Raw genomic sequence first — 25423 nt, 5'->3', positions numbered from 1 at the left:
TCGGTTGTTGATTGGCTCAGGACCAGGCAGGCTGCCGGTCAGCAGGCGAGATCGGCGACCACGGCATCCAGAATAAGCATGCCGGAAGGAGTGCAGCGCAGGCGGGAATTGCCGATCCGTTCCACGAAGCCGTGTTGCAGCAGGAATTCCTCTTTCTCCGGGTCGAGCTCGCGGCCGGAGAGATCGCTCCAGCGAGCAAGATCAATGCCTTCGCGCAGGCGAAGGCCCATCAGCAGCAATTCGTCTGCCTGTTCGTCGACGCCGAGAAGCTCCTGATCGACCATGCCGTGGCCTTCACGCTCGACGGTCTCGAGCCAGGTTTCGGGATGGCGCTCGGTGACGGTGGCGAGCTTGGAAGCGCCATTGGTCAGGCGTCCATGCGCACCGGGTCCAATACCGGCATAATCGCCATAACGCCAATAGGTCAGGTTATGGCGGCTTTCCGCACCGGGGCGGGCGTGATTGGAAACCTCGTACGCCGGCATGCCGTAACGCTCGGTGATTTCCTGCGTCGCTTCATAAAGCACCGCCGAATGCTCTCCATCCGGTACGATCAGCTTGCCAGCCTTGTGCAGCCCGTAGAACGGCGTGCCTTCCTCGATAGTGAGCTGATAGAGCGACAGATGGTCGACGGCGTAGGAGACGGCTTCCTTCAGCTCAGCGTCCCATTCGGCCACCGTCTGGTTCGGGCGGGCGTAAATCAGATCGAAGGACATGCGCGGAAAAATCTCCCGCGCCAGACGGATGGCTTTAAGCGCATCGGCAACATCATGCAGACGGCCAAGGAACTTCAGGTCCCGGTCGTTCAGCGCCTGGACGCCGAGCGAGACGCGATTGACGCCGGCTGCCCGGTAACCGCGAAACCGCTCCGCCTCGACGCTTGAAGGATTAGCCTCCATGGTGATCTCGATACCATCAGGTACATGCCAGAAGCGCGAAACGCCATCAAGAAGCGCGCCTACGGTCTGCGGGTCCATCAGCGAAGGTGTGCCGCCGCCCATGAAAATGCTGGTAACGACACGCGGACCGCTGAGCGCCCGCATCTTTGCCATTTCGCTGAGGAACGCCGCAGTGAACCGTTCCTGATCCACCGGGCGGTGGCGGACATGGCTGTTGAAATCGCAATAGGGGCATTTGGCCGCACAGAAGGGCCAGTGCAGATAGATCCCGAAACCGGGATCGCCCGTATCCGGCAGAAGCGACGCGCCGGGGGCAGAAAGTTGGTGCTCCCCGGTCATCGGGTTCATGCCTCCAGACAGGTTTCGACGAATTTTTTGAACGCGCGGGCACGGTGGGAGAGCGCAAACGCATCGCCGTGCTTCCAGCCGTGTTTTTCGTCTGCGGTCATTTCACCGAATGTGGTGTCGTAACCTTCCGGTTTGAAGATCGGGTCATAGCCGAAACCGCTTGTTCCGCGCGGTGGCCACGCCACCGTGCCTTCCACCTCGCCGCGAAAATATTCGACATGCCCGTCCGGCCAGGCAAGGCACAGCACGCTGACGAAGCGGCCCGTGCGGTCTTCCGGCTTCGTTGCACCGCGTTCGGCAAGCGCATCCTCGACCTTCTGCATGGCCATGGCGAAGTCGCGCGTACCGTCAGCCGTTTCCGCCCAATTGGCGGTGTAAACGCCCGGCGCGCCATCCAGCGCATCGATGACCAGACCGGAATCGTCAGACAGAGCCGGCAGGCCGGACGCCTTCGCAGACGCAAGCGCCTTGATGGCAGCATTTTCCTCAAAGGTGGTGCCTGTCTCGTCCGGCTCCACGAAGTTCAGCTCCGCAGCCGATTTGGCTGAAAAGCCGAAAGGCCCGATCAGGTCGGCGATTTCGGCGATCTTGCCCTTGTTGTGGCTGGCGACAACGATCGTTCTGGTATCGAGCTTGCGCATGACGTTTTCCTGTCGGCTCAGGCTATTGCCTGTTTCTGAAGGGCCACCAGTTCGCTGCATCCGGCCTTTGCAAGACCGAGCAGCGTCAGGAATTCCTCTTCGGAGAAGGGGGCACCTTCCGCGGTTCCCTGCACCTCGACGATGCCGCCGGAGCCGGTGATGACGAAATTCGCATCGGTCTCGGCGGAGGAATCCTCGAGATAATCGAGATCGATGACCGGCTGTTTTGCAAAGATGCCGCAGGAGATCGCGGCGATATGGTCTTTCAGGACCTTCTCGACCTTGATCATGTTGCGAGTTTCCATCCACTTCAGGCAATCATGCAGGGCGATCCATGCGCCGGTGATGGAAGCCGTGCGCGTGCCGCCATCGGCCTGAATGACGTCGCAGTCGATGCTGATCTGGCGCTCGCCAAGCGCCTGCAGGTCGACCACTGCACGCAGCGAGCGGCCGATGAGGCGCTGGATTTCCTGCGTGCGTCCGCCCTGCTTGCCGGCTGAGGCCTCGCGTTTCATCCGCTCATGGGTGGAACGCGGCAGCATGCCGTATTCGGCGGTGACCCAGCCCTTGCCGCTGTTGCGCAGCCACGGTGGCGTCTTTTCCTCAAGGCTTGCGGTGACGAGCACATGCGTATCACCGAATTTGACCAGACAGGAACCTTCGGCATGTTTCGAGAAATTGCGCTCGAAGGAAACCTTGCGCATCTGATCGGTTTTTCTGCCTGAAGGCCGCATATGATCCACTCTCCATGTTGGTTCCTGCCTTCTAAGGCGCGCCCCGGGGTTTTGCAAAGCCAATTTCCATTTTGCCGCAGCGGTGCAACGCATTATATTGGTACGGACAGAGTTTTGACGATAAAGAACGGATGATATGGGCTTTTCCGCACCGCTTTCAAAAGATCAGGCATCGTTGCTGGATGAACGGTCGCGGGAGATTTTCCGGCGCATCGTCGAAGGCTATCTCGACACCGGCGAACCCTTGGGGTCGCGCAGCCTGTCGCGGCTGTTGCCGATGTCGCTTTCACCGGCCTCCGTTCGCAACGTCATGAGCGATCTCGAGGAACTCGGTCTCATCTATTCGCCGCATATCAGCGCCGGGCGACTGCCCACCCAGACGGGGCTGCGCTTCTTCGTGGACGCATTCATGCAGGTGGGCGATCTGCCCGCCGATGAGAGAGCCAGTATCGACCGCCAGATCGGTCCAGTCGCCGGCCACGAGCAATCGCTGGAAGGGTTGCTGACGGAGGCAAGCCGCATGCTTTCAGGCATGTCGCGCGGTGCCGGCCTGGTGCTGACGGCCAAGAGCGACGTCATTCTCAAGCACGTTGAATTCATCCGGCTGGAGCCCACCAAGGCGCTTGCCGTGCTGGTGGGGGACCACAATCAGGTCGAAAACCGTATCATCGAATTGCCGGTCGGCATTTCGTCATCGCAATTGACAGAGGCGGCAAATTTCATCAATGCCCATCTTTCCGGGCAGACGCTGCAGGAACTGCGGGGCCAGTTTCAGACGCAGCGTGCCGAATTGCAGTCGGAACTCGGCACGCTCGCGCAGGACCTCATCGAACGGGGTCTCGCCATATGGGCGGGCGACAATGAAGAGGGCAAGCTCGGCCGCCTCATCGTCCGCGGACGCTCCAACCTGCTGGAAGGTCTGGCCGGTGAGGAAGATATCGATCGTGTGCGCCTGCTGTTCGACGATCTGGAGCGCAAGGAAAACCTCATCGAGATCCTCAACCTTGCGGAAAGTGGCTCAGGCGTCAGGATTTTCATCGGCTCGGAAAACAAGCTCTTCTCGCTGTCAGGCTCGTCACTGATCGTGGCACCTTATCGGGATGAGGAAAATCGCGTTGTGGGTGCCGTCGGCGTCATCGGTCCCACGAGGCTCAATTACGCCCGTATCGTGCCTATGGTGGACTACACCGCACAAATTATGGCCCGCCTTTCCCGAAAGCAGAGATAGGACAAGCCCGCAAGGTTAGAGAATGCGGCAAGCTTTTCGCCGCAAGCCTTGATTTTTGCCCTTCAAACCTCGATATCGGGCGCAACCAACAATATTCAAATCTGGAGAACGTCATGACCGACGATACGAAAAAGCCCGGACCTGACGCGGACGTCGCCGAAGAGTTTGTCGAACCCGCATTTACAGGGGAAGAGACGGCGGAAGCTGCCGAGCCCGATCCGATCGAACTGCTCAGGGCCGAAAATGCCGATCTGCGCGACAAGTTCCTGCGTCTTGCAGCAGAAATGGACAATCTTCGTCGCCGCACCGAGCGCGAAGTCAAGGATGCGAAGGCCTATTCTCTCGCCGCTTTCGCGCGCGACATGCTTGCCGTTTCCGACAATCTTCGCCGCGCTCTTGAAGCCATTCCTGACGAACTCAAGACCAATGGCGAAGCCGGTCTCAACGGCCTGATCGAAGGTGTCGAGATGACGGAGCGCTCGATGCTCTCGACGCTGGAGCGCCATGGCGTCAAAAAGATCGATGCGGAAGGCCAGAAATTCGATCCGAATTTCCACCAGGCGATGTTCGAAATTCCGAACACAGCAGTTCCGAACAACACGGTACTGCAGGTGGTTCAGGCCGGTTTCACCATCGGTGACCGGGTGCTGCGCCCCGCCATGGTTGGCGTCTCAAAGGGTGGCCCGAAGGTGGAGACCGCCGCAGCGCCCGAGCCGGGCACCGCCTCCGTCAACGAGAAGGATGCGTGAGGCATTCCCTCATCTAAAGCGCGTCCGGATATAAAAACCGGGACGCGCTTTTGTTTGAAATGCTCCAATAAAAAACGCGCCTCAAGGGCGCGTTTTTTTGTCCATGGAAAGGACCGTCGGCAGCCTTTGATCAGGCAGCGGTCGCCTGCTCCTGATTGAGGAAGGCGTAGATTGCCGTGTCGGAATCGGTGGCACGCAGCTTGGCCACCAGCTCGGGGTCGCGCAAAGCTCGGGCAATTCTCGATAGCGCCTTCAGATGATCCGCGCCGGCGCCTTCGGGTGCAAGCAGCAGGAAAACCAGATCGACCGGCTGGTCATCCAGCGCCTCGAAATCAACAGGTGTTTCAAGACGTGCGAAGACGCCGGTGATCTGATGGATGCTGCTCAGCTTGCCATGCGGAATGGCAATGCCGTGCCCCACACCGGTGGAGCCGAGTTTCTCACGCTGGAGGATGACGTCGAAAACTTCCCGTTCCGAGACTCCGGTAATTCTGGCTGCCTTTGCGGCCAGCTCCTGAAGCAATTGCTTTTTGGAATTCACCTTGAGGGCGGGAATAATCGCATCTTGTTGCAGCAAATCTGCCAACGCCATTCTCTTTTTCCTTCATGCCATCGAGACGATGCAGGAGGCAGATACGCTTTCGCGCTCTGCCTCCCATGTCTTGTCAGACTGTTCAGCTCTTGATCGTTTCCGCGTCGATCCAGCCAATATTGCCGTCATGTCGTCGGTAGACGATGTTGAGATATTCCTTGCCGGGGCTGCGGAACAGCAGAACCGGTTCGTCCGTCATGTCGAGCGCCATCACGGCGCTGGCGACGGACATCGTCTTTATCTGTTTCGAACTTTCCGCAACGATCGTGGGTGCGTAGTCTTCCGGAACCTCGTGGTCCTCATCGGGGACAGCATCCATTACCGTATAGGAGATTTCCGACATCGCGCCGTTCGCCGCGGAACCATTGTGGTGATGGTCCTTCAGCTTCCGTTTGTAGCGACGCAGGCGCTTCTCGATACGCTCGGCGGCGGCATCGAAACTCGCTTGCGGATCATTTGCCTGACCCGCCGCATGCAATACAACGCCCGTATCGAGATGCAGTTTGCAATCGGCTGCAAAACGCGATCCGGACTTCTCTACGGTCACTTGGCCTGAATACCCCCCATCGAAGTATTTGGTAACTGCCAGACCTATATTGTCCTCAATCCGCTGCCGGAAAGATTCGCCGATCTCCATATGTTTACCAGATACACGCACACTCATGGAAAATTTCCTTTTTGTAGTGATTTGCGAGTACCAGCTTACGTCAAGCCGCGCGCGCATCCAAGCGTTTCGAAGGCCTTTAAAAGCCCCCATTCGAATTTTACGCCCATGGACGGCGGAGATGAATCCGTTACAAATGACCTTGCTTACGTGTGCGGCGGGCTTCTAGCCCTTGCCGTAGCAAGAGTCAATGGTGCGGCTGGAAAGCCCTGAAAACGTGACCAGCGCCACCGCTCAGAACGCCGACAGTCTGGCCAGGGCCTTCTTCTCGCGCCGTCTCTGAACGGAGGATGGGATGTTCATCGCCTCGCGATATTTGGCCACGGTGCGGCGGGCAAGATCGATACCACTCTTTTTCAGATTATCGACGATATCGTCATCGGAAAGCACTGCGTCGGCGGCCTCCTGCGCGATCATCGCCTTGATGCGGTGACGCACCGCTTCTGCAGAATGGCTGTCACCGCCTTCCACCGAGCTGATGGAAACACTGAAGAAATACTTCAGCTCGAACAGGCCGCGCGGCGTCAGCATGTATTTTTTCGACGTCACCCGGCTGACGGTGGATTCGTGCATCTTGATGGCGTCGGCCACCGTCTTGAGGTTCAGCGGGCGCAGGTGGTCCACGCCATTGACGAGAAAGGCGTCCTGCTGGCGCACGATTTCGGTCGCCACCTTCATGATCGTTCTAGCGCGCTGGTCGAGGCTGCGGGTCAGCCAATGGGCCGTCTGCATGCATTCGGAAAGGAAATCCTGATCCTCTCCCTCACGCGACTTGTGCCTTGAAACCTCTGCGAAATAGGTCTGGTTGATGAGCACGCGCGGCAGGGTCTCGGGGTTGATTTCCACAAGCCAGCCGCCGGCAGAGGAGGGGCGAATGATGATATCAGGAACGATTGTCTCGGAAACGGTCGAATCGTAACCAGCGCCCGGACGCGGATTGAGCGTGCGGATTTCCGCCAGCATGTCGAGAAGGTCTTCCTCATCCACGCCGCAGAGTTTTTTTAGAGAAGCGAAATCCCGTTTCGCCAGAAGCTCCAGATTGTCGATAAAAGCCCGCATTGCCGGATCAAGCCTGTCCTTCTGGGCAAGCTGGATCGCCAGACATTCGCTCAGCGAGCGGGAAAACACGCCGGGAGGATCAAAGCCCTGAAGCGTCTCCAGAATGCGCTCCACTGCCGAAGGCGCCGCCCCCAGCCGTTCAGCGACGTCTTCGACGGCATCTACGGCGATATATCCGGTCTCGTCGAGCTGGCCGATCAGCGCATCGGCGATCATCCTGTCTTCCACAGAGGATATGGCGAGAGGCAATTGCTGATTGAGATGGTCGGCGAGGGTCTGTTTCGCGGCAACGAAGTCGTCGAGATCGTAACTCTCGCCTGACTCCTGCCCGGGCATGGATTTCCACTGCCCCGCCAGTTCGGGTGCGTCGGGCTTTCTGGGTTCGGTATCGTCAGGAAAGACATTTTCGAAGCTGGTGTCGAGCTGTTCGCCGAGATTTGCCGCGCGATCGCCGTACCAGTCGTCGCTGTCGGCCGTTACCGGCGCGGACTTGTCGGACCCTTCGCTGTCGGCATCGCCGAAATTCTCCGCATCAACAGGGCTATCGCTGCTCAAATCGCCGTCGTTTGCCGCAATTTCAAGCAAAGGATTGCGCTCCACCTCCTGCGCGATGAACTGCGTCAGTTCGAAATGCGTCATCTGAAGCAGCTGGATGGACTGCATCAGTTGCGGTGTCATCACGAGAGACTGGTTTTGACGCAGCAAAAGGCTGGCAGATAATGCCATGGCGGACGCGAAACTCCCCTTACAGCTTCTTCGTCGCCACAAATTTCATAAATTTTGCGCTGGCAACGAAACTTGGCCCAAAAATTGCTTTTTTATTATGTTTGGTCAAGCGTCACTGCGGGGCGCGATGAAGAATCTTTCGCGCCCGGGAGCTTAAAGGCTAAAATTATTGCCGAGATAGAGCCGGCGCACATCCGGATTGTTGACGATATCGTCTGCACGGCCATGGGTGAGAACCTCACCGGCATGGATGATATAGGCGCGGTCAATGAGGCCGAGCGTTTCGCGGACATTGTGGTCAGTGATGAGAACGCCGATCCCGCGCGCGGTCAAATGTCTGACAAGGTTCTGAATGTCGCTGACGGAGATCGGATCGACGCCGGCAAAAGGTTCGTCCAGAAGCATGAAGGTCGGATCGGTCGCCAGTGCACGGGCGATTTCCAGACGGCGACGTTCGCCGCCCGACAGCGCGACAGCGGGCGATTTGCGCAGCTGCGCAATGTGGAACTCTTCCAGCAACTCATCGAGCTTGCGGCTGCGCTTGGCGCTGTCAGGTTCGTGCACTTCCAGCACGGCGCGGATGTTTTCCTCGACTGTCAGTCCACGGAAGATGGAGGCTTCCTGTGGCAGATAGCCGACACCGAGGCGGGCACGCCTGTACATCGGCATGGTGGTGACGTCGTTGCCGTTGATGGCGATCTTGCCGCTATCTACGGGTACGAGGCCCGTGATCATGTAGAAACAGGTGGTTTTGCCCGCGCCGTTCGGGCCAAGCAGCCCCACGGCTTCACCACGGCGCACGACCAGCGAGACGCCGTTGACGACGCGCCGTGTATTATAGGTCTTCGTCAGACCATGCGCGATCAGGGTGCCGTCATAGCGAGCCTTGTCGGCCTGCGACGCAGCGTCCACAGGTCGGTCGCGCCCACCGCCAAATATTTTTGAGATCGAGGCTATCTTCACGAGGTGAGACTACTGTTTCTTCTGCTGCGATTTCGGATCGAGCATGATCCGGACAGGGCCGCCGCAGCTTTCAAGCTTTGCCTGCCCCGAATTCATCAGAACAGTGAGCTTGCAGCCGGTGAAGACATTCGCGCCCTCGGACAGCACAACCTGCTTGCCGGTCAGAATGAAGGTCTGCGCCGCCATGTCGAATTCGCCGTGATCGGCCGTGGCCTTCTGCGTCTCGGACGTCAGGTAGACGTTATTGTCGACGAAGATTTTTTCGATATTGGCGTCACCGCTGGTGAGCGAGGAACCTTCACCCTTGTAATTGACCGTCATCTTGCCGGCCTGAAGGGTGGTGGTGCCCTGCACAACTTTCACGTTACCGGTGAAATAGGCCTTGCGCTCCTGGTCCCGAATCTCGAGCTGATCGCTTTCGATAGCGATCGGCTGGTCGCCGGAGAGCTTGACGCCTGTCATGTTGCTGGTGGTGTTCTGAGCGAAAGCCACGGTTGCAAGACAGGAAAAAGCAAAAGCTGCGGCTGTAACGCCTGCGGATTTGCCAAGGGAAACGGGACGGGAAATTTGCATCATCTGGACCGGGCTCTCACTTGCCTTCATTCTTGATATTGGATGCAGCGATACGTGCGCGTACCTGCCCCGAAAATGTAATAGTCTTGCCATTATCCGCGATATCAATCGATTGCGCAACAATGGCGCCGTCGTTTGTTTTGATCGAAACCGGCTCTTTACTGCTCATTTTTCCAGCCTTCAGATCGACATCCGCAGATTGGAACTTCGCTTGTATGCCATTGCTGAGATTGATGTCAAAAGGGGCGGTCATCTTCAGCGTGTTGGTGGCCCGGTCGAAAATGCCTTCCTTGGCGACCACCTGGGCGACGCTGTCGTTCACAGGCACCGCAGCCAGAACCCTTTCGAGCGTCATGAGGTTGGGGTTGGCGATATCCTGCAACGCACGGTCTGCGTTCATGGAGTAGTCGATCCCCTTCTCGTTGCGGCCCGCAACGGCCGGCTTTTCCATCACGATCTTGCCGTCTTCGATCCTTGCGCTTTCAAGCGAAACCTCTTCGGGCGCCCAGGTGCGAATGAGCGAAACGGCGACGAAGGCAAACGAGATGATCGCCGCACCGAGCGGCAGAATGATTTTCAGCCGCTTCACGCGCGCGGAATGCCTCAGCGCGCGCTCGTAAGCGCCGTTCTGGTCATTGGGCAGCGGAAACGCTGGCGCGGGTTGGCGGAGTCTTTCGAGCATAAGAGTGGGTCCGGAAAACTTCCTGGGCGCCACTTTGGCGCGCAACTGAAGCTTATATGTTTATCTTGATGTCTTTGGCATGAGTGCTGTGTCCTGCCAATATGGTTTTTGTCTGGAAAGGTGCAAGGGAAATGCGAATTTAATCGTAATTCTGGTTTCCTTATTGTTTCCTTGCGGCTTCGCGCTAGAAGAACCATATGGCCATGACACTTACATTACGCTTCAAATGCCGGAAGGCAGGGGTTTTCGATGGATAATATGGCGATAGCGGATCGCAGACGATTGCGCCGCAAGCTGACTTTCTGGCGGATTGCCGCTGTTTTTCTGTTTGTCGCCGGCATTTTCGGCCTCTACCGGTTTTTATGGGCCACCCCGCAGCAAAGCGAGAGACCCCATATTGCCCGTGTCCAGATCTCCGGGCTGATCCAGGACAATACCGAACTTCTGGAGCGGCTGGACAAGATTGCCAAGAGTGACAATGTCAAAGGGCTGATCGTTTCGATTTCATCGCCCGGTGGCACCACCTATGGCGGCGAGCGCATCTTCAAGGCCATTCGCGGCGTTGCGGAAAAGAAGCCGGTGGTCTCCGATGTCCGCACGCTTGCCGCCTCCGCTGGATATATGATCGCATCTGCAGGCGACGTCATCATCGCTGGCGAAACCTCGATCACCGGCTCTATCGGCGTGATCTTTCAATATCCCCAGATCGGCCAGCTGATGGATAAGCTCGGCGTCTCGCTGCAGGAAATAAAGTCCTCTCCGATGAAGGCGGAGCCTTCGCCGTTCCACGAGGCGCCCGAAGAGGCGAAGACGATGATCCGTTCCATGGTGATGGACAGCTACGGCTGGTTCGTCGATCTTGTGGCCGATCGCCGCAAATTGCCGCGCGAGGATGTGTTGAAACTGGCGGACGGATCGATTTTCACGGGCAGACAGGCGCTCGCCAACAAGCTGGTCGACACGCTTGGCGGCGAAAAGGAAATTCGCGGCTATTTCGAAACGCGCGGTGTTGCCAAGGATTTGCCGATCGTGGAATGGCGCGCACCGTCTTCCAGTTCGCCTTTTTCGCTTTTCAGTGTTGCGCAAATAGCGAAGCTTCTGGGATATGACGATTTAATCCCATTTGCGGGCTCCGGTCAGCTCGGTGCGGACAAGTTGTTTCTTGACGGTCTTGTTTCCGTTTGGCAGGTTGAGCCGCATTAAAAATCCAATTCTTTCAGGGGGCAACCGTGATCAAGTCTGAACTGGTGCAGATCGTTGCTGCGCGTAACCCGCACCTTTATCACCGTGACGTGGAAAATATCGTCAATGCGGTGCTGGATGAAATCACCGATGCCTTGGCAGCGGGAAATCGTGTCGAGCTTCGTGGTTTCGGCGCATTTTCGGTGAAGAACCGTCCTTCGCGATCCGGTCGGAACCCGCGCACGGGTGAATCGGTTTTCGTTGAGGAAAAATGGGTGCCTTTCTTCAAGACGGGCAAGGAACTGCGTGAGCGCCTGAACCCCGGTATGGGTGACGAAGAGGACGATTGATCGTTCTCACCGCCGCCCCGGAAACGGAGCCGAGGGAATGCACGCCGCGATGGAGTAATGTCGGATGTCGAAAAAAATCATCAACCTCATCATCCTGCTTCCGCTGGCGATTATCCTCGTCATCCTGTGCGTGGCCAATCGTCAGTCCGTGACGCTCGCGCTCAATCCGTTCCGGCCGGAGGATGGTGTACTTTCCTTCACCGCGCCGTTTTTCGTGTTCCTGTTTCTGGCCGTCATTTTCGGTGTGCTTCTGGGATCTTCCGCCACATGGTTTGCGCAGGGCAAGCATCGCAAGCGCGCCCGGATCGAGGCGAAGGAAGCCGTTCGCTGGCATGACGAGGCGAACCGGCACAAAGCGGCAACAGCCGCGCAGCTTCCGAATGCGGGCCAGCTCCCGGCAAAGTGATGGTGCCGACATTCGTTGCGGCTCTAGTCGAGCGACGCTTGGAATGCTATTTGCTGGCGCGATAAGACGCGGGCAGAAGCGGAAAGATTTCCATTGAAGAAAAAAGACAGCCGGCCGGGCAATCGCGTGCGTGCCGGGAGCGAGAAAAAACAGGTTCATGCCGCAAAGCCGGCACGGCGAATGGATGCGGCACCGAAAAAGCGCGAGCCGGACGCGGTGCGCAGCGCGCCCAAATCTGCGCCGAGGGAAAAGATAGCCCCAGTACCGGCCGTTGAGCAGGTGCCTGCGCGGCCCCTCAAGCATCGCACCGGCGAACGTCCCGCAGAACAGGTTCCGGTTATTCTGGAATCGAGTGGCGCGGGTGATTTTCATCTCATCGACAGCGGCAATGGCCTGAAGCTTGAACAATACGGCGAATATCGCGTCGTCCGTCCCGAGGCGCAGGCTCTCTGGCAACCGTCGGTTCCCGACCGCGTATGGCAGAATGCCGACGCCATTTTTACCGGCGACACGGATGAAGACGGCATGGGCCGTTGGCGTTTTCCAAAGGCAGCACTTGGCGAAACCTGGCCCCTGTCGCTGCTCGGCGTCGAGTTTCTCGGCCGTTTCACGGCCTTCCGGCATGTCGGCGTCTTCCCGGAGCAGATTGTCCACTGGGAATGGCTGAAAAATGCCGTTGAAACGGCTGACCGGCCGCTGAAAGTCCTGAACCTGTTTGGTTACACCGGCGTCGCTTCTTTGGTCGCCGCTGCTGCAGGCGCTGAAGTGACCCATGTCGACGCCTCCAAGAAAGCTATCGGCTGGGCAAAGGAGAACCAGGCGCTTGCCGGGCTCGAACAGGCGCCGATCCGCTGGATTTGCGAAGACGCGATGAAGTTCATCCAGCGCGAGGAGCGTCGCGGCAGCACCTACGACATCATTCTCACCGACCCGCCGAAATTCGGCCGCGGCACCCATGGTGAAATCTGGCAATTGTTCGACCATCTTCCGTTGATGCTCGATATCTGCCGGGAAATCCTGTCGCCCAAAGCGCTCGGTCTGGTGTTGACGGCCTATTCTATCAGGGCCAGCTTCTATTCGATGCATGAATTGATGCGCGAAATCATGCGCGGCGCCGGTGGCGTCGTTGCATCCGGCGAGCTCGTCATTCGCGAGGCCGGGCTTGATGGCAAGACGCCGGGCCGGGTGCTTTCCACATCGCTGTTCAGCCGCTGGGAGCCTAAATGACGAACGACATGCGCGAAAACACGACGCGCCGGGTTGGCCAGGTCAAGGAAGTCACCAGCCTTGCCAATCCCATCATCAAGGATATCAAGGCGCTTACCCAGAAAAAGGGCAGGGAAGAGACCGGCACCTTCATGGCGGAAGGCCTGAAGCTGGTTATCGACGCGCTCGAACTGGGCTGGACCATCCGCACCCTGGTTTACGCCAAGGCGGCCAAGGGCAAGCCGCTGGTGGAGCAGGCGGCCGTAAAGACGGTCGCTTCCGGCGGGCTGGTGCTCGAAGTCAGCGAAAAAGTCATCGCCTCGATCACCCGCCGCGACAATCCGCAAATGGTCGTTGGCATCTTTGACCAGAGATGGAAGCCATTGAAGGATATCCGTCCGGAAAAAGGCGAGACCTATATCGCACTTGATCGGGTGCGTGATCCCGGCAATCTCGGCACCATCATCCGCACGGCGGATGCGGCGGGTGCCTCAGGTGTCATTCTGGTCGGCGATTGCACCGATCCGTTTTCGCTGGAAACGGTGCGTGCGACCATGGGTTCGGTCTTCGCTACGCCCGTTGCCCGCGCCTCGGTTGAGGAATTCCTCTCATGGAAAAAATCGGCCAATGTCAGTGTCGTTGCCACCCATCTTGCCGGGTCGGTGGATTATCGAAAAATCGATTACGCCGGAAAGCCCGTCGTGCTTTTGATGGGTAACGAACAATCCGGCCTGCCGCCTGAACTGGCCGGCAAGGCAGACCAACTGGCGCGCATTCCCCAACAGGGCCGTGCCGATAGTCTCAATCTCGCCATCGCATCCGCTGTCATGCTTTTCGAGGCGCGGCGACATCTCCTCGAACTGGCACCGGTGAAGTAATGGCCAAAGCGGCGTTGTTTTCGAAATTCGGCCCGGCTTTCGCGCTTATCGTTGCTGCCCTTGTGCTGGACCAGGTCGTCAAGCAACTGGTCGAGACCTATCTGCCGTTGCAGGAGATGGTGCCGGTCATTCCGTTCCTGGCGCTTTACCGCACCTATAATCTCGGTGTGGCGTTTTCGATGCTGGCGGACATGCACGGCTGGTTCATCGTCAGCATGCGGCTCGTCATCGTGGTCTTCGTTCTGTGGCTCTGGCGCAAGACGGCGGCGGATCGGACTTTTGCCCATCTTGGCTTCGCCTTCATCATCGCTGGAGCGGCCGGCAATCTTCTCGACCGCTTTTTCTACGGTCACGTCATCGACTACATCCTGTTTCACACCGATACATGGTCGTTCGCGGTCTTCAATCTGGCCGACACTTTCATAACAATCGGTGCCGGTTGCGTCATTCTCGATGAGTTTCTGCACGCCCGGGCGGCTAAAAAGTAAAATTTTAGCGTTTGAGCCAAACATATCAAAACCGCTGCCGTGGTAGCGGTTGTGCATGAGCGAACTGGCACGACTGCGGGAAAAAGTTTCAGATGGCCTCGCCGCCACCCCGGCGCAGCCGGCGGATCGTGTCGACACGACATCTCACCATGGCGGTGCGGAGCGCGGGATAGATGCCAGATCGATCACGCTGTACGTTGCCGCGTCATTGTCGGTGGGTGCCTTCTCCGCTGCCTTGATCGCGCTTGCGGTGCCTTATGCGGTCACCGTCGCCTTGGCATCCTTCTTCGGTGCGGTGCTGGTCGGTCTCCTGTCCTACGCCATGTTCGGCAAATCCTTCCAGTATCCCGGCAAACTATCTGCAGATGATTTGGATGTACGGCTACGCCAAACTCAAAACCGATCGCTGATTGCCGAGATCCAGGAGGCCATGGGCGATCTCATCGTCATCCGCAATATGGATCGGCGCATCGTCGAGGCGAATGGAGTTTTTCGTGAAGTGACGGGCTGCTCGGCACCCGAAGGGCTGAGCTGTGAGGAAATCGGCATCGCTTTCCGGCCAGGCGACAAGGCCCACGCTTATGATGTGGAAATCGCGACCCCGTTCGGTCAGCGCATTTTCTCCTGGCACGATGTCGTCACCCGCGATCTGGCAAGCAGTCGTCTTCTCATCAGCAGCATCGCGAGAGATGTCACCGAGGAGCGGCTGGCACTCGGCGAGCGGGAAAACGCCCGGTTACGCGCGGAAAAGGCCGATGCCGAAAAGGCAAGGCTGCTGGCAACTGTTAGCCACGAGATCCGTCTGCCGCTTTCCGGCATGCTCGGCATGAACCATCTTCTATCGCAGACGAAGCTCAATGAAGAGCAACGTAATTATCTCGACGGCATGAAGCAGTCCGGTCAGTCGCTGGTACAGTTGGTCGAGGACCTGCTGGATTATTCGACCATGGAGGCGGGCCGTTTCAAACTCAATCCGCGTGCGGAAAACCTGCGCCGGCTGATCGAGAGCATTGTCGAGATGCTGGCGCATCGCGCCCACGAAAAGGGCATCGAAATCACCTCCTTCGTCACGCCGGATGTGCCTGATTATCTGGATTTCGATCCGGCAAGGCTGCGTCAGGTTCTGTTCAACCTCCTCGGCAATGCCGTCAAATTCACGCAGGTGGGCGGGGTCGTCATCCGGGCGCGCATGGTTGAAGGCGAATTGCATATCACCGTCGAGGACACCGGCCCCGGCATGAGCCAAGCGGAACAGGCCCGTATCTTTGGCGAATTCGAACAGGCAGGCCCGATGTCGCAACAAAGTGGGGGAACAGGGCTTGGGCTCGCGATTTCCGCCCGCATCGTGCGGGAATTCGGTGGCAGCCTCACGGTCTTCAGCCGCAAGGGTGAGGGCAGCACCTTCAAGCTGGCATTCCGTCCGGGCAGTTCGTCCACCGGCACGTCGGACCCGGACCGGCACCATTGCCTGCAGCATACCAATGTCCTGCTGGTCGCGCCGAGGGGCGTGGCAGCGACGGTGACGATGGAGGCGATCGAAGCTTTCGGCGGTAAATGCGCTCTTATCCACGAACTGGAGGACTTGGAAAGGCTGCACGGTACAGCTGCCGATCTCACCGATATCATTGTCGACAGGCGTATTTCGCCTCTGTTCAGAGACGCGCTAAGGGATTGGCCGCAACAGAATGTCCGCCGCACGTTGCTGGTCAGTCCCGAAGAGCGGGCGTCGACCATGCATGTGTCCTTCGACGCCTGGTTGATCCGGCCGCTGCGCGAAAAGTCCCTGATTGACGTCCTCTGCGGCCGTCTGCGCGGCATAGAACGGCGCGACGCCATCAACGACAACCACCCGGATGTGGGGTTTTCGTCACGGGTGACGGAAGGGGTAAGCGGTATCGATATCCTCGTGGCCGAGGACGACGCCGTCAATGCGCGTATCATCCGGGCCGTTCTGGAAAAAAGCGGTTACATCGTGCGCGGTGTCGACGATTTTCAGGCCCTGCATCAAGCCGTGGCGCCGGGCACAACCCGCCTGCCGCACCTCATCATATCCGATCTCAATATGCCGGGCGGCGAGGGGCTTGAGGTGCTGCCGGAGCTTCTCGGCACGCTGAAGGGTGGAAGAAATATTCCGCTCATCGTGCTCAGCGGTGATGCGAGCGTTGAGACCGCCGAAATCCTGCTGAATGCCGGTGCGGCCAAGGTTTTGACCAAGCCTGCCGACCCGAGACGACTGGTCGAGGAAATCCGCCGCTTGCTGGAGGCGAAACGCCTGTTGCCATCATGACTTGAGAGACTCGCAATGGCTGCATTTTGTCACTATTCTGTCGTCAATTAGTGATTTATGACAGGAAAAATCTTTTGGTGGCGGAGCGATTCCCCATGGTTGCCGAAATCTACAGTCACGACATTTGTGAAAACAAAGTTGTTATTCATCCTCGTCCAGACACCGCTCAGGACAATGAGGGGCTTTTCGGCCGTATCGGTTCGCTGGAAACGCGGCTCGCAAGAAACGAGCGGGAGATCGACGCGGCACAGTCCGTGCGTTACCGGGTTTTCGTTGATGAAATGAAGGCGCGCCTTCCCGCAGACGCCATGCGCCGCAAGCGCGACATCGACGCCTGGGACAGTGTCTGCGACCATCTGCTCGTGCTCGACAAGGCGATTGAAGGCGACAGCGAAGACCAGATCGTCGGCACCTACCGTTTGCTGCGGCAGGAAACGGCGCTTGCCAATAACGGTTTTTATTCCGCAAGCGAATTCGACATCGCCGGGCTGGTAGCGCGCCATCCGGGCAAGCGCTTCATGGAGCTTGGCCGCTCCTGCGTGCTGCCGGAATATCGCACCAAGCGCACGGTTGAGCTTTTGTGGCAGGGCAACTGGGCCTATGCCGTGAAACACCGCATGGATGCCATGATCGGTTGCGCTTCGTTCCCCGGCGTGCAGCCGGAAGCCCACGCGCTCGCTCTGTCCTTCCTGCATCACAATTGCGTTGCAAAGGGCGAGTGGGCGGCTTCCGCTCTTCCCGAGCTTTATCACGAGATGGACCTGGTACCGGCTGAGGCGCTGAACGCCCGCAAGGCGCTGAACGCCATGCCGCCGCTGATCAAGGGCTATATGCGTCTCGGCGCCATGTTCGGCTCCGGCGCCGTGGTGGACCACGCCTTCAACACGACAGATGTTCTCGTGGTCCTGCCGGTTTCCTCTATCGCCGGCCGCTACATCAGCTATTACGGCGGCGAGACCGAGCGCATCAACGGCTGACCGGTTTTAACTCGGATCAAGCGGGATGTTCCTGTGGGCAGCGGTGCCGTGTGTGTTGTCTTGGTGCGGCCATTGCCGCTAGTGTCGGCGCTCCCTTTCCGCAACACGATATGACATCGGCAAGCCATTGACGGACGTTTTGACCACCGCTTCCCTGATCTCGGAAGAGAGCCGCGCTACGGCCACTCCGATGATGGAGCAATATATCGAGATCAAGGCGAACAACCCCGGTTCGCTGCTGTTTTACCGCATGGGCGATTTTTACGAATTGTTCTTTGACGATGCGGTGGAAGCCTCGCGGTCGCTCGGCATCACGCTGACGAAACGCGGCCAGCATATGGGGCAGGATATTCCCATGTGCGGCGTTCCCGTACACGCCGCCGATGATTATCTCCAGAAGCTCATCCTGCGCGGTTATCGCGTCGCCGTCTGCGAGCAGGTGGAGGACCCGGCCGAGGCGAAGAAGCGCGGATCGAAATCCGTGGTGAAGCGTGATGTGGTGCGGCTTGTCACGCCTGGCACGCTCACCGAAGAAAAGCTCCTGTCGCCGACGGAATCCAACTATCTTATGGCGCTCGCTCGTATTCGCGGCAGTGCGGAGGCACAGTTTGCGCTTGCCTGGATTGATATTTCCACCGGCGTCTTCCGCTTGGCGGAAACCACGCTGACGCGGCTCCTCGCTGATATCTGGCGCATCGATCCTCGTGAGCTGATCGTTGCCGACAGTCTGTTCCATGACGAAGAGCTGCGACCGGTTTTCGATATGCTTGGCCGTGTCGCCGTGCCGCAGCCGGCCATTCTGTTCGACAGCGCTACGGCGGAAGGGCGGATCGCGCGTTACTTCAACGTCTCGACCCTCGATGGTTTCGGCACATTTTCGCGCGTGGAAATGGCCGCTGCCGCTGCCGCGGTTGCCTATGTTGAAAAGACCCAGATTGCAGAGCGCCCGCCGCTTGGTGCGCCGGAACGCGAAAGCGCTGCCTCCACGCTGTTCATCGATCCCGCGACCCGCGCCAATCTGGAGTTGGTGAAGACGCTATCGGGCGAAAGGGACGGATCGCTCCTGCATGCCCTCAACCGCACGGTCACGGGCGGCGGTGCGCGGCTTCTGGCCGAGCGGCTGATGTCTCCCTTGACCGATCCGGAAAGGGTTAATGCCCGTCTCGATGCGGTCGCCTATCTCATTGATGACGTCTCCCTTTGCGATGGCCTGCGCGATGCCTTGAAACAGGTTGCCGATATGCCGCGCGCGCTCTCCCGTCTTGCGCTGGAGCGCGGTGGCCCGCGCGATCTCGGGGCGATCAGGCAGGGCCTGGCGTCGGCCGAGAGAATTGCCGCCATTCTCGATCAGGGACTATTGCCGCAGGAGCTTGCTGCTGCACTTGCGGATCTGAAGGCTTTGCCGGGCGAGCTGGAAGCCATGCTCGGATCGATGCTGGCCGACGATCTGCCGCTTTTGAAGCGTGATGGCGGTTTTCTGCGTGAGGGCGCCAATCCAGAACTCGACGACGTGCGCGCATTGCGTGACCAGTCGCGCCGGGTGATCGCCGGGCTGCAGCTGCAATATGCCGAGGAAACCGGCATCAAGTCGCTCAAGATCAAGCATAACAACGTGCTTGGTTATTTCATCGAGGTAACGGCGGGCAACGCCGATGTCATGATGGCGACGGATGAGGCGAAGGCGCGCTTCATCCACCGCCAGACCATGGCGGGTGCCATGCGCTTCACCACGACCGAACTTGCCGATCTCGAAAGCCGCATCGCCAATGCCGCGGCTGAGGCTCTGACCATGGAGCTGGAAGCCTTCGAGCGCATGGTCGAGGCCGTGGTGCAGCAGGCGGAGGCGATCAAGGCCGGTGCGCTGGCGCTTGCGGTGATCGATGTCGCCTCAAGCCTTGCTTATCTCGCTACCGAACAGGCCTATTGCCGCCCGATCGTTGATGCCTCCATGACCTTTGCAATAACAGGCGGGCGCCACCCGGTTGTGGAACAGGCGCTGCGGCGACAGTCGGCTGGGCCATTCATCGCCAATAATTGCGATCTGTCGGCTGCTGAGGGCGGCAAAAATGGTGCGATCTGGCTGCTCACCGGCCCGAACATGGGCGGTAAATCGACTTTCCTGCGTCAGAATGCGCTCATCGCCATCCTCGCGCAGATCGGCTCCTTCGTTCCGGCAGAAGCCGCCCATATCGGCATCGTAGATCGGCTGTTTTCCCGCGTCGGCGCGTCCGACGATCTGGCGCGTGGCCGCTCGACCTTCATGGTGGAAATGGTGGAAACGGCCGCCATCCTCAATCAGGCGACGGATCGCTCGCTGGTCATTCTGGATGAGATCGGCCGTGGCACGGCAACCTTCGACGGCCTTTCGATCGCCTGGGCGGCGGTCGAGCATCTGCACGAGGTCAATCGTTGCCGTGGCCTCTTCGCCACGCATTTCCACGAACTGACGGTGCTGTCGGAAAAACTTGGTCGCCTTTCCAATGCCACGATGCGGGTGAAGGAATGGGAGGGTGACGTCATCTTCCTGCACGAGGTCGGACCGGGTGCTGCGGATCGTTCCTACGGTATTCAGGTGGCAAGGCTCGCCGGACTTCCGGCATCGGTGGTGGAGCGCGCCCGTGAGGTGCTGACGAAGCTCGAAGATGCCGATCGAAAGAACCCGGCCAGTCAGCTGATCGACGATCTTCCGCTGTTCCAGATCGCGGTTCGCCGTGAGGAAACCCGCAAGGCTGGACCATCGAAGGTGGAAGAAGCTTTGAAGGGGTTCAACCCGGACGAAATGACGCCGCGTGAGGCATTGGACGCGCTCTATGCGTTAAAGAAAGAACTTGGCAAGGCTTAAGAGGATAGACTGCCTGTCCATCGCCTTTGAAACTCGCTATAGGACAATCCCATCGCAAGCGGTGGCTTTCCCACAGGACATGGATAACGGCATAAATGGCCATCAAGGACCTGGATTTTTCCGAAATTCTCGATGTTTCGGCGCTGAAGCGCGAATGCGACATCATCTTCAAGAACGACGGCAAGCGCATCGCCGATGTCAGGTCAGACCTGCTGCCGATCTTTCGCAAGGCCAGCACGGAAGGCCGGGAAAAGGCTCGCGAACTGCTGAAATCCGACGGCAGCGGCATCGATTGCGCCCGACGTATCTCCTGGCTCCAGGACCGGCTGATCGAAATCCTATATGATCTCGCCTGCCAATATGTCTATCCGAAAGACGCGCCGCAGATCGCCGTTGCAGCGGTGGGGGGTTACGGTCGCGGCACGCTGGCGCCGGGATCGGATATCGACCTTCTGTTCCTGCTGCCGGCCAAGAACACGCCGGATATGCACAAGGCCGTGGAGTTCGTGCTTTATCTGCTCTGGGATCTCGGCTTCAAGGTCGGCCACGCCACGCGCACGGTGGATGAGTGCGTCCGCCTGTCGAAATCCGATATGACCATCCGCACCGCCATTCTGGAAGTGCGGGCAATCTGCGGTAAAAAATCCCTGACCGATGATCTCGAAAAACGTTTCGAGTCGGAAGTTGTCACCGGCACCGGGCCGGAATTCATCGCCGCCAAGCTGGCCGAGCGTGACCAGCGTCACCGCAAGGCGGGCGATACGCGCTATCTGGTGGAGCCGAACGTCAAGGAAGGCAAGGGCGGCCTGCGCGACCTGCACACGCTGTTCTGGATCGCCAAATATTATTACCATGTCCGCGATACAGCCGATCTCGTCAAGCTTGGCGTCCTGTCTAAGCGCGAACTCAGGCTGTTCGAAAAGGCCGATGATTTTCTCTGGGCCGTCCGTTGCCAGATGCATTTCATCACCAACAAGGCGGAAGAGCGCCTTTCCTTCGACATTCAGCGCGAGATCGCCGATGCGCTGGGCTACCAGCCACGCCCCGGGCTTTCCGCCGTCGAACGTTTCATGAAGCATTATTTCCTGGTGGCGAAGGATGTGGGTGACCTGACCCGCATCGTCTGCGCCGCACTGGAGGACAGGCAGGCAAAGGACGTGCCGGGCCTGTCGGGTGTTCTCAGCCGCTTTGCCCACCGCGTCCGCAAAATTCCCGGTTCTGTTGAATTCGTTGAGGATCGCGGCCGCATCGCGCTGGCCAAGCCGGACGTGTTCAAAAACGATCCGGTCAATCTGATCCGGCTCTTTCACATCGCCGATATCAACAATCTCGAACTTCACCCGGATGCGCTGCGTGTCGTTACCCGGTCGCTGTCGCTGATCAATGACGGGCTTCGCGAGAACGAGGAGGCGAACCGGCTGTTTCTGGCGATCCTCACCTCGAGGCGTGATCCGGCGCTCACCTTGCGGCGCATGAACGAGGCTGGCGTCCTCGGCAAGTTCATTCCCGAATTCGGCAAGATCGTCGCGATGATGCAGTTCAACATGTATCATCACTATACGGTGGACGAGCATCTGATCCGCTCTGTCGGCGTACTGTCGGAGGTGGACAAGGGAACGGCTGTGGATGCCCATCCGCTTGCCAACCAGCTGATGCCGGGTGTCGAGGAGCGTGAGGCACTTTATGTGGCCGTTCTGCTGCACGATGTGGCCAAGGGCCGGCAGGAGGATCACTCGATTGCCGGCGCGCGGGTGGCCCGCAAGCTTTGCCAGCGTTTCCGGCTGACCGGCAAGCAGACCGAAATGGTGGTCTGGCTGATCGAGCAGCATCTTCTGATGTCCATGGTCGCCCAGACGCGCGACCTGCACGACCGCAAGACCATCACCGATTTCGCCGACAAGGTACAATCCATGGAGCGGCTGAAGATGCTGCTTATCCTGACGGTCTGCGATATCCGCGCGGTCGGTCCGGGTGTCTGGAACGGCTGGAAGGGTCAGTTGCTCCGCTCGCTTTATTACGAGACCGAGCTGCTTCTCTCCGGTGGCTTTTCGGAAGTCTCCCGCAAGGAAAGGGCGCATATTGCCCGTCAGGCGCTTTACGACGCGCTGGAAGACTGGGGCCAGAAGGCACGGCGCAAATACACCAAGCTGCACTATGAGCCCTATCTGCTGACGGTGGCGCTGGAAGATCAGGTGCGTCACACCCGCTTCATCCGCGAGGCCGACAAGCAGGAAAAAGCGCTGTCGACCATGGTGCGCACACATTCCTTCCACGCCATCACCGAAATCACCGTGCTGGCGCCCGACCATCCGCGCCTGCTGTCGATCATTACCGGCGCCTGCGCTGCGGCCGGCGCCAACATTGCCGACGCGCAAATCTTCACCACATCCGATGGGCGGGCGCTCGATACGATCCTGATCAACCGCGAATTTCCGATCGACGAAGACGAGACGCGGCGCGGCAACAATGTCGGCAAGCTGATCGAAGAGGTTCTGTCCGGTCGTCAGCGCCTGCCGGAAATGATTGCCACCCGCACCAAGAGCCGGAGGAAGAAAAGCGCCTTCACCATTCCGCCCTCCGTCATCATTTCCAACGGGCTTTCGAACAAGTTCACCGTTATCGAGGTCGAGTGCCTCGACCGGCCGGGGCTTCTGGCGGATATGACGGCTGTCATCGCCGATCTGTCGCTGGATATTCATTCCGCACGCATCACCACCTTCGGCGAGAAGGTCATCGACACATTCTACGTGACTGATCTCTTCGGTCAGAAGGTCACCAACGACAACCGGCAGGCCAGCATTGCCACGCGCCTGAAGGCCGTGATGAGCGAGCAGGAAGACGAATTGCGCGATCGCATGCCAAACGGCATCATCGCCCATCCCGATGTGGCGGCGCTGCCGGCCACGCGCACGGCAAAGGCTTGAAATTCCCATGAGCTTGATCGGAAAGTTCGCCACGGTCGGCACGGCCACGCTCGGAAGCCGTATCTTCGGTTTCCTCCGCGAGACGCTGATGGCCGCAGCCGTCGGTACCGGACCGGTTGCTGATGCCTTCAATGCTGCCTTTCGGTTCCCGAACACCTTCCGGCGCCTTTTTGCCGAAGGCGCGTTCAACTCGGCCTTCGTGCCCCTTTTCGCCAAGGAAATCGAGGCGAACGGCATGGAGGGCGCGAGGCGCTTTTCCGAAGAAGTTTTCGGCGTTCTGTTCACCGTGCTTCTGGCTTTGACGATCCTGATGGAACTGTCGATGCCGTTCATCGTGCGCACCGTTATTGCGCCGGGCTTTCTGGAAGACCCGGTGAAATTCGACAACACCGTCCGTCTCGCAACCATCATGTTCCCCTATCTCGCCTGCATGTCGCTGGCGGCGATGATGGGCGGCATGCTGAATTCGCTGCACCGCTATTTCGCTGCCGCGATTGCGCCGGTCTTCCTGAACATCATTCTGATTGGTGTTCTGATGCTGGCCTGGTGGAAGCATTACGACCCGCTTCAGGTGGGTTATGCCCTGTCCTGGGGTGTGATGGCGGCGGGTGTGGTGCAGCTTGGCATCGTCTGGATCGCCGTGCGCAATGCCGGCATGCGGATCGGTTTCCGCAGACCCCGGCTGACGAAGAATGTCCAGCGCCTGCTGGTCCTTGCTTTGCCGGCCGCAATCACCGGCGGCATCACCCAGATCAATCTCCTGATCAACACCAATATCGCGTCTGCCGGTGAGGGTGTGATCTCCTCGCTTGCCTATGCCGACCGGATTTACCAGCTGCCGCTCGGTGTCGTCGGCATCGCCGTTGCCACCGTGCTTTTGCCGGAGCTGGCGCGGGCTTTGCGTGGCGGACATATGGTCGAGGCGGGAAGCCTGCAAAACCGCTCGGTCGAATTCGTGCTGTTTTTGACATTGCCCGCCGCCGCTGCCCTTCTCGTCATGGCGGAACCCATCGTGCGCTTTCTGTACGAGCGCGGCAATTTCGCGCCTTCGGCCACCGTCACCGTCGCGCAGATCCTCGGTATTTATGGCCTCGGCCTGCCGGCTTTCGTGCTGATAAAGGCGTTCATTCCCGGCTTCTTTGCCCGCGAGGACACCCGCACCCCGATGATCTTCGCGGCGATTTCAGTGGTTGTGAACGTCTCTCTGGCGCTGACATTGTTTCCGCGTTTCGGAGGTCCGGGCATTGCCATTGCCGAGATCACCGCCGGCTGGGTCAATGCCGCCCTGCTGTTCGGCATGCTGTTGTGGCGGGGTCACTGGCACGTGGACATTCCGCTCCTCACCCGCATTCCGCGCTTGCTGCTGGCCGCCGCCCTTATGGCGGGCTTCGTTCACTATGCGCTGACCTATCTCAGCTTCGAGCTGTCCTCCGCCTCCTCCATTTTCGTCCGGGCCGGAACCATCATGGGCCTCGTGCTCTCCGCCATGCTCGTTTATTTCGTGCTGGCTTTCGTTTCGGGTGGTGCCGATCTCGGCATGGTCAAGAGAGCCATCAAAAAGCGCCGCAACAAGAATGCCCAGACGGAGACAAGCTAATGTCCTTTGCAGAAAACCGTCGCATCGCCCTCATCACACTCGTGGTGGACGATTATGACCGGGCAAAGACGTTTTATTGCGAGGTTCTGGGGTTTGACTGCCTTTCCGACCAACCTCTTGATGACGGCAAACGCTGGCTGGTGGTGAAGCCTCAAGGGACCGATGGCTGTGCCCTCTTGCTTGCCGAGGCGGATGGCGAAGCGCAGCGTCTTGCCATCGGCAACCAGACCGGTGGCCGTGTCGGGTTTTTCCTGCATACCGACGATTTCGGTCGTGACTACGAGACGATGCTTGCGCGCGGCGTGCGCTTTCTGGAAGAACCGCGCCATGAGGTTTATGGCTCCGTCGCGGTCTTTGCGGACCCTTATGGAAATCACTGGGATCTTCTTCAGCCACGCGGCTGACGCGCCCTGAAACCGCTTGATTGC

Annotated in this window: 23 protein-coding genes; 14 read left to right on the top strand and 9 right to left on the bottom strand. The window is 59.0% G+C overall.

Annotation, left to right across the window (positions count from 1 at the left end):
- Positions 1 to 38: 38 nt before the first annotated feature.
- The 3 genes from hemW to rph are packed head-to-tail and all read right to left on the bottom strand — an operon-like array spanning position 39 to position 2622.
- Positions 39 to 1238 (bottom strand): radical SAM family heme chaperone HemW, encoded by a 1200-nt coding sequence (gene hemW / locus T18_RS07575; RefSeq protein WP_003514749.1) that lies wholly within the window; start codon positions 1236 to 1238, stop codon positions 39 to 41.
- Between the two features lie 5 nt (positions 1239 to 1243).
- A complete protein-coding gene (gene rdgB / locus T18_RS07570) occupies positions 1244 to 1888 on the bottom strand; it encodes an RdgB/HAM1 family non-canonical purine NTP pyrophosphatase (RefSeq protein ID WP_003514751.1) in 645 nt (214 codons plus the stop codon).
- Positions 1889 to 1905: 17 nt separating this feature from the next.
- Complete coding sequence (rph, locus tag T18_RS07565) at positions 1906 to 2622, bottom strand: ribonuclease PH (RefSeq protein WP_003514752.1); 717 nt, start codon at positions 2620 to 2622, stop codon at positions 1906 to 1908.
- 136 nt (positions 2623 to 2758) lie between these two features.
- On the opposite strand from rph, the gene hrcA reads away from it, so the two are divergent.
- Positions 2759 to 3850: a heat-inducible transcriptional repressor HrcA gene (gene hrcA, locus T18_RS07560; RefSeq protein ID WP_003514754.1), complete on the top strand. Its 1092-nt coding sequence runs from the start codon at positions 2759 to 2761 to the stop codon at positions 3848 to 3850.
- Between the two features lie 113 nt (positions 3851 to 3963).
- Positions 3964 to 4599 (top strand): nucleotide exchange factor GrpE, encoded by a 636-nt coding sequence (gene grpE / locus T18_RS07555; RefSeq protein ID WP_003514756.1) that lies wholly within the window; start codon positions 3964 to 3966, stop codon positions 4597 to 4599.
- Between the two features lie 130 nt (positions 4600 to 4729).
- On the opposite strand, the gene ptsN is transcribed toward grpE, so the two are convergent.
- The 6 genes from ptsN to lptC form a co-directional block, all read right to left on the bottom strand.
- Positions 4730 to 5191: a PTS IIA-like nitrogen regulatory protein PtsN gene (gene ptsN, locus T18_RS07550; RefSeq protein ID WP_003493488.1), complete on the bottom strand. Its 462-nt coding sequence runs from the start codon at positions 5189 to 5191 to the stop codon at positions 4730 to 4732.
- Positions 5192 to 5273: 82 nt separating this feature from the next.
- Positions 5274 to 5855 (bottom strand): ribosome hibernation-promoting factor, HPF/YfiA family, encoded by a 582-nt coding sequence (hpf, locus tag T18_RS07545; protein ID WP_038489647.1) that lies wholly within the window; start codon positions 5853 to 5855, stop codon positions 5274 to 5276.
- Between the two features lie 234 nt (positions 5856 to 6089).
- A complete protein-coding gene (rpoN, locus tag T18_RS07540; RefSeq protein ID WP_038489650.1) occupies positions 6090 to 7640 on the bottom strand; it encodes an RNA polymerase factor sigma-54 in 1551 nt (516 codons plus the stop codon).
- Between the two features lie 153 nt (positions 7641 to 7793).
- A complete protein-coding gene (lptB, locus tag T18_RS07535; protein ID WP_003514762.1) occupies positions 7794 to 8603 on the bottom strand; it encodes an LPS export ABC transporter ATP-binding protein in 810 nt (269 codons plus the stop codon).
- Between the two features lie 9 nt (positions 8604 to 8612).
- On the bottom strand, positions 8613 to 9179 hold the full coding sequence (locus T18_RS07530) for an LptA/OstA family protein (RefSeq protein ID WP_003514763.1): 567 nt from the start codon (positions 9177 to 9179) through the stop codon (positions 8613 to 8615).
- Positions 9180 to 9192: 13 nt separating this feature from the next.
- Complete coding sequence (lptC, locus tag T18_RS07525) at positions 9193 to 9858, bottom strand: LPS export ABC transporter periplasmic protein LptC (protein WP_038489653.1); 666 nt, start codon at positions 9856 to 9858, stop codon at positions 9193 to 9195.
- A 249-nt stretch (positions 9859 to 10107) separates the two neighbouring features.
- Here lptC and sppA point away from each other — a divergent pair, with 249 nt between their 5' ends.
- The 12 genes from sppA (at position 10108) to T18_RS07465 (ending at position 25399) form a co-directional block, all read left to right on the top strand.
- Positions 10108 to 11061, top strand: a complete 954-nt coding sequence (gene sppA, locus T18_RS07520; RefSeq protein ID WP_038489656.1) for a signal peptide peptidase SppA — start codon at positions 10108 to 10110, stop codon at positions 11059 to 11061.
- Positions 11062 to 11063: 2 nt separating this feature from the next.
- Positions 11064 to 11390 (top strand): integration host factor subunit beta, encoded by a 327-nt coding sequence (locus tag T18_RS07515; RefSeq protein ID WP_219256707.1) that lies wholly within the window; start codon positions 11064 to 11066, stop codon positions 11388 to 11390.
- 64 nt (positions 11391 to 11454) lie between these two features.
- Complete coding sequence (locus T18_RS07510) at positions 11455 to 11796, top strand: LapA family protein (protein WP_003514766.1); 342 nt, start codon at positions 11455 to 11457, stop codon at positions 11794 to 11796.
- A gap of 93 nt (positions 11797 to 11889) precedes the next feature.
- Positions 11890 to 13023: a class I SAM-dependent methyltransferase gene (locus T18_RS07505; RefSeq protein ID WP_038489658.1), complete on the top strand. Its 1134-nt coding sequence runs from the start codon at positions 11890 to 11892 to the stop codon at positions 13021 to 13023.
- A complete protein-coding gene (locus tag T18_RS07500; protein ID WP_038489661.1) occupies positions 13020 to 13880 on the top strand; it encodes a TrmH family RNA methyltransferase in 861 nt (286 codons plus the stop codon). The genes T18_RS07505 and T18_RS07500 overlap by 4 nt, the downstream gene beginning before the upstream one ends.
- Entirely contained in the window at positions 13880 to 14368 is a 489-nt protein-coding gene (gene lspA / locus T18_RS07495) for a signal peptidase II (protein ID WP_003514769.1), read from the top strand. The genes T18_RS07500 and lspA overlap by 1 nt, the downstream gene beginning before the upstream one ends.
- Positions 14369 to 14423: 55 nt before the next feature.
- Complete coding sequence (locus T18_RS07490) at positions 14424 to 16655, top strand: hybrid sensor histidine kinase/response regulator (protein WP_038489664.1); 2232 nt, start codon at positions 14424 to 14426, stop codon at positions 16653 to 16655.
- A gap of 95 nt (positions 16656 to 16750) precedes the next feature.
- Entirely contained in the window at positions 16751 to 17632 is an 882-nt protein-coding gene (locus T18_RS07485; RefSeq protein ID WP_003514771.1) for a GNAT family N-acetyltransferase, read from the top strand.
- 190 nt (positions 17633 to 17822) lie between these two features.
- Positions 17823 to 20474 carry a DNA mismatch repair protein MutS gene (gene mutS / locus T18_RS07480; protein WP_075807507.1) on the top strand — a complete coding sequence of 884 codons (2652 nt, stop codon included), beginning with the start codon at positions 17823 to 17825 and terminating at the stop codon, positions 20472 to 20474.
- Between the two features lie 95 nt (positions 20475 to 20569).
- Positions 20570 to 23398, top strand: coding sequence for a [protein-PII] uridylyltransferase (locus T18_RS07475; protein WP_003514778.1), 2829 nt, complete (start codon positions 20570 to 20572; stop codon positions 23396 to 23398).
- 7 nt (positions 23399 to 23405) lie between these two features.
- The gene (murJ, locus tag T18_RS07470) at positions 23406 to 24995 is read left to right on the top strand and encodes a murein biosynthesis integral membrane protein MurJ (protein ID WP_038489670.1); all 1590 of its coding nucleotides are present in this window, start codon (positions 23406 to 23408) and stop codon (positions 24993 to 24995) included.
- Positions 24995 to 25399, top strand: coding sequence for a VOC family protein (locus T18_RS07465; RefSeq protein WP_019564425.1), 405 nt, complete (start codon positions 24995 to 24997; stop codon positions 25397 to 25399). The genes murJ and T18_RS07465 overlap by 1 nt, the downstream gene beginning before the upstream one ends.
- The last annotated feature ends 24 nt before the right edge of the window (positions 25400 to 25423 follow it).

It is taken from the genome of Rhizobium sp. TBD182 (assembly GCF_001950375.1).
Taxonomy (GTDB): domain Bacteria; phylum Pseudomonadota; class Alphaproteobacteria; order Rhizobiales; family Rhizobiaceae; genus Agrobacterium; species Agrobacterium tumefaciens.
Note: the sequence above shows the minus strand (reverse complement) of the source record. Positions and strands in the feature narration are given on the sequence as shown.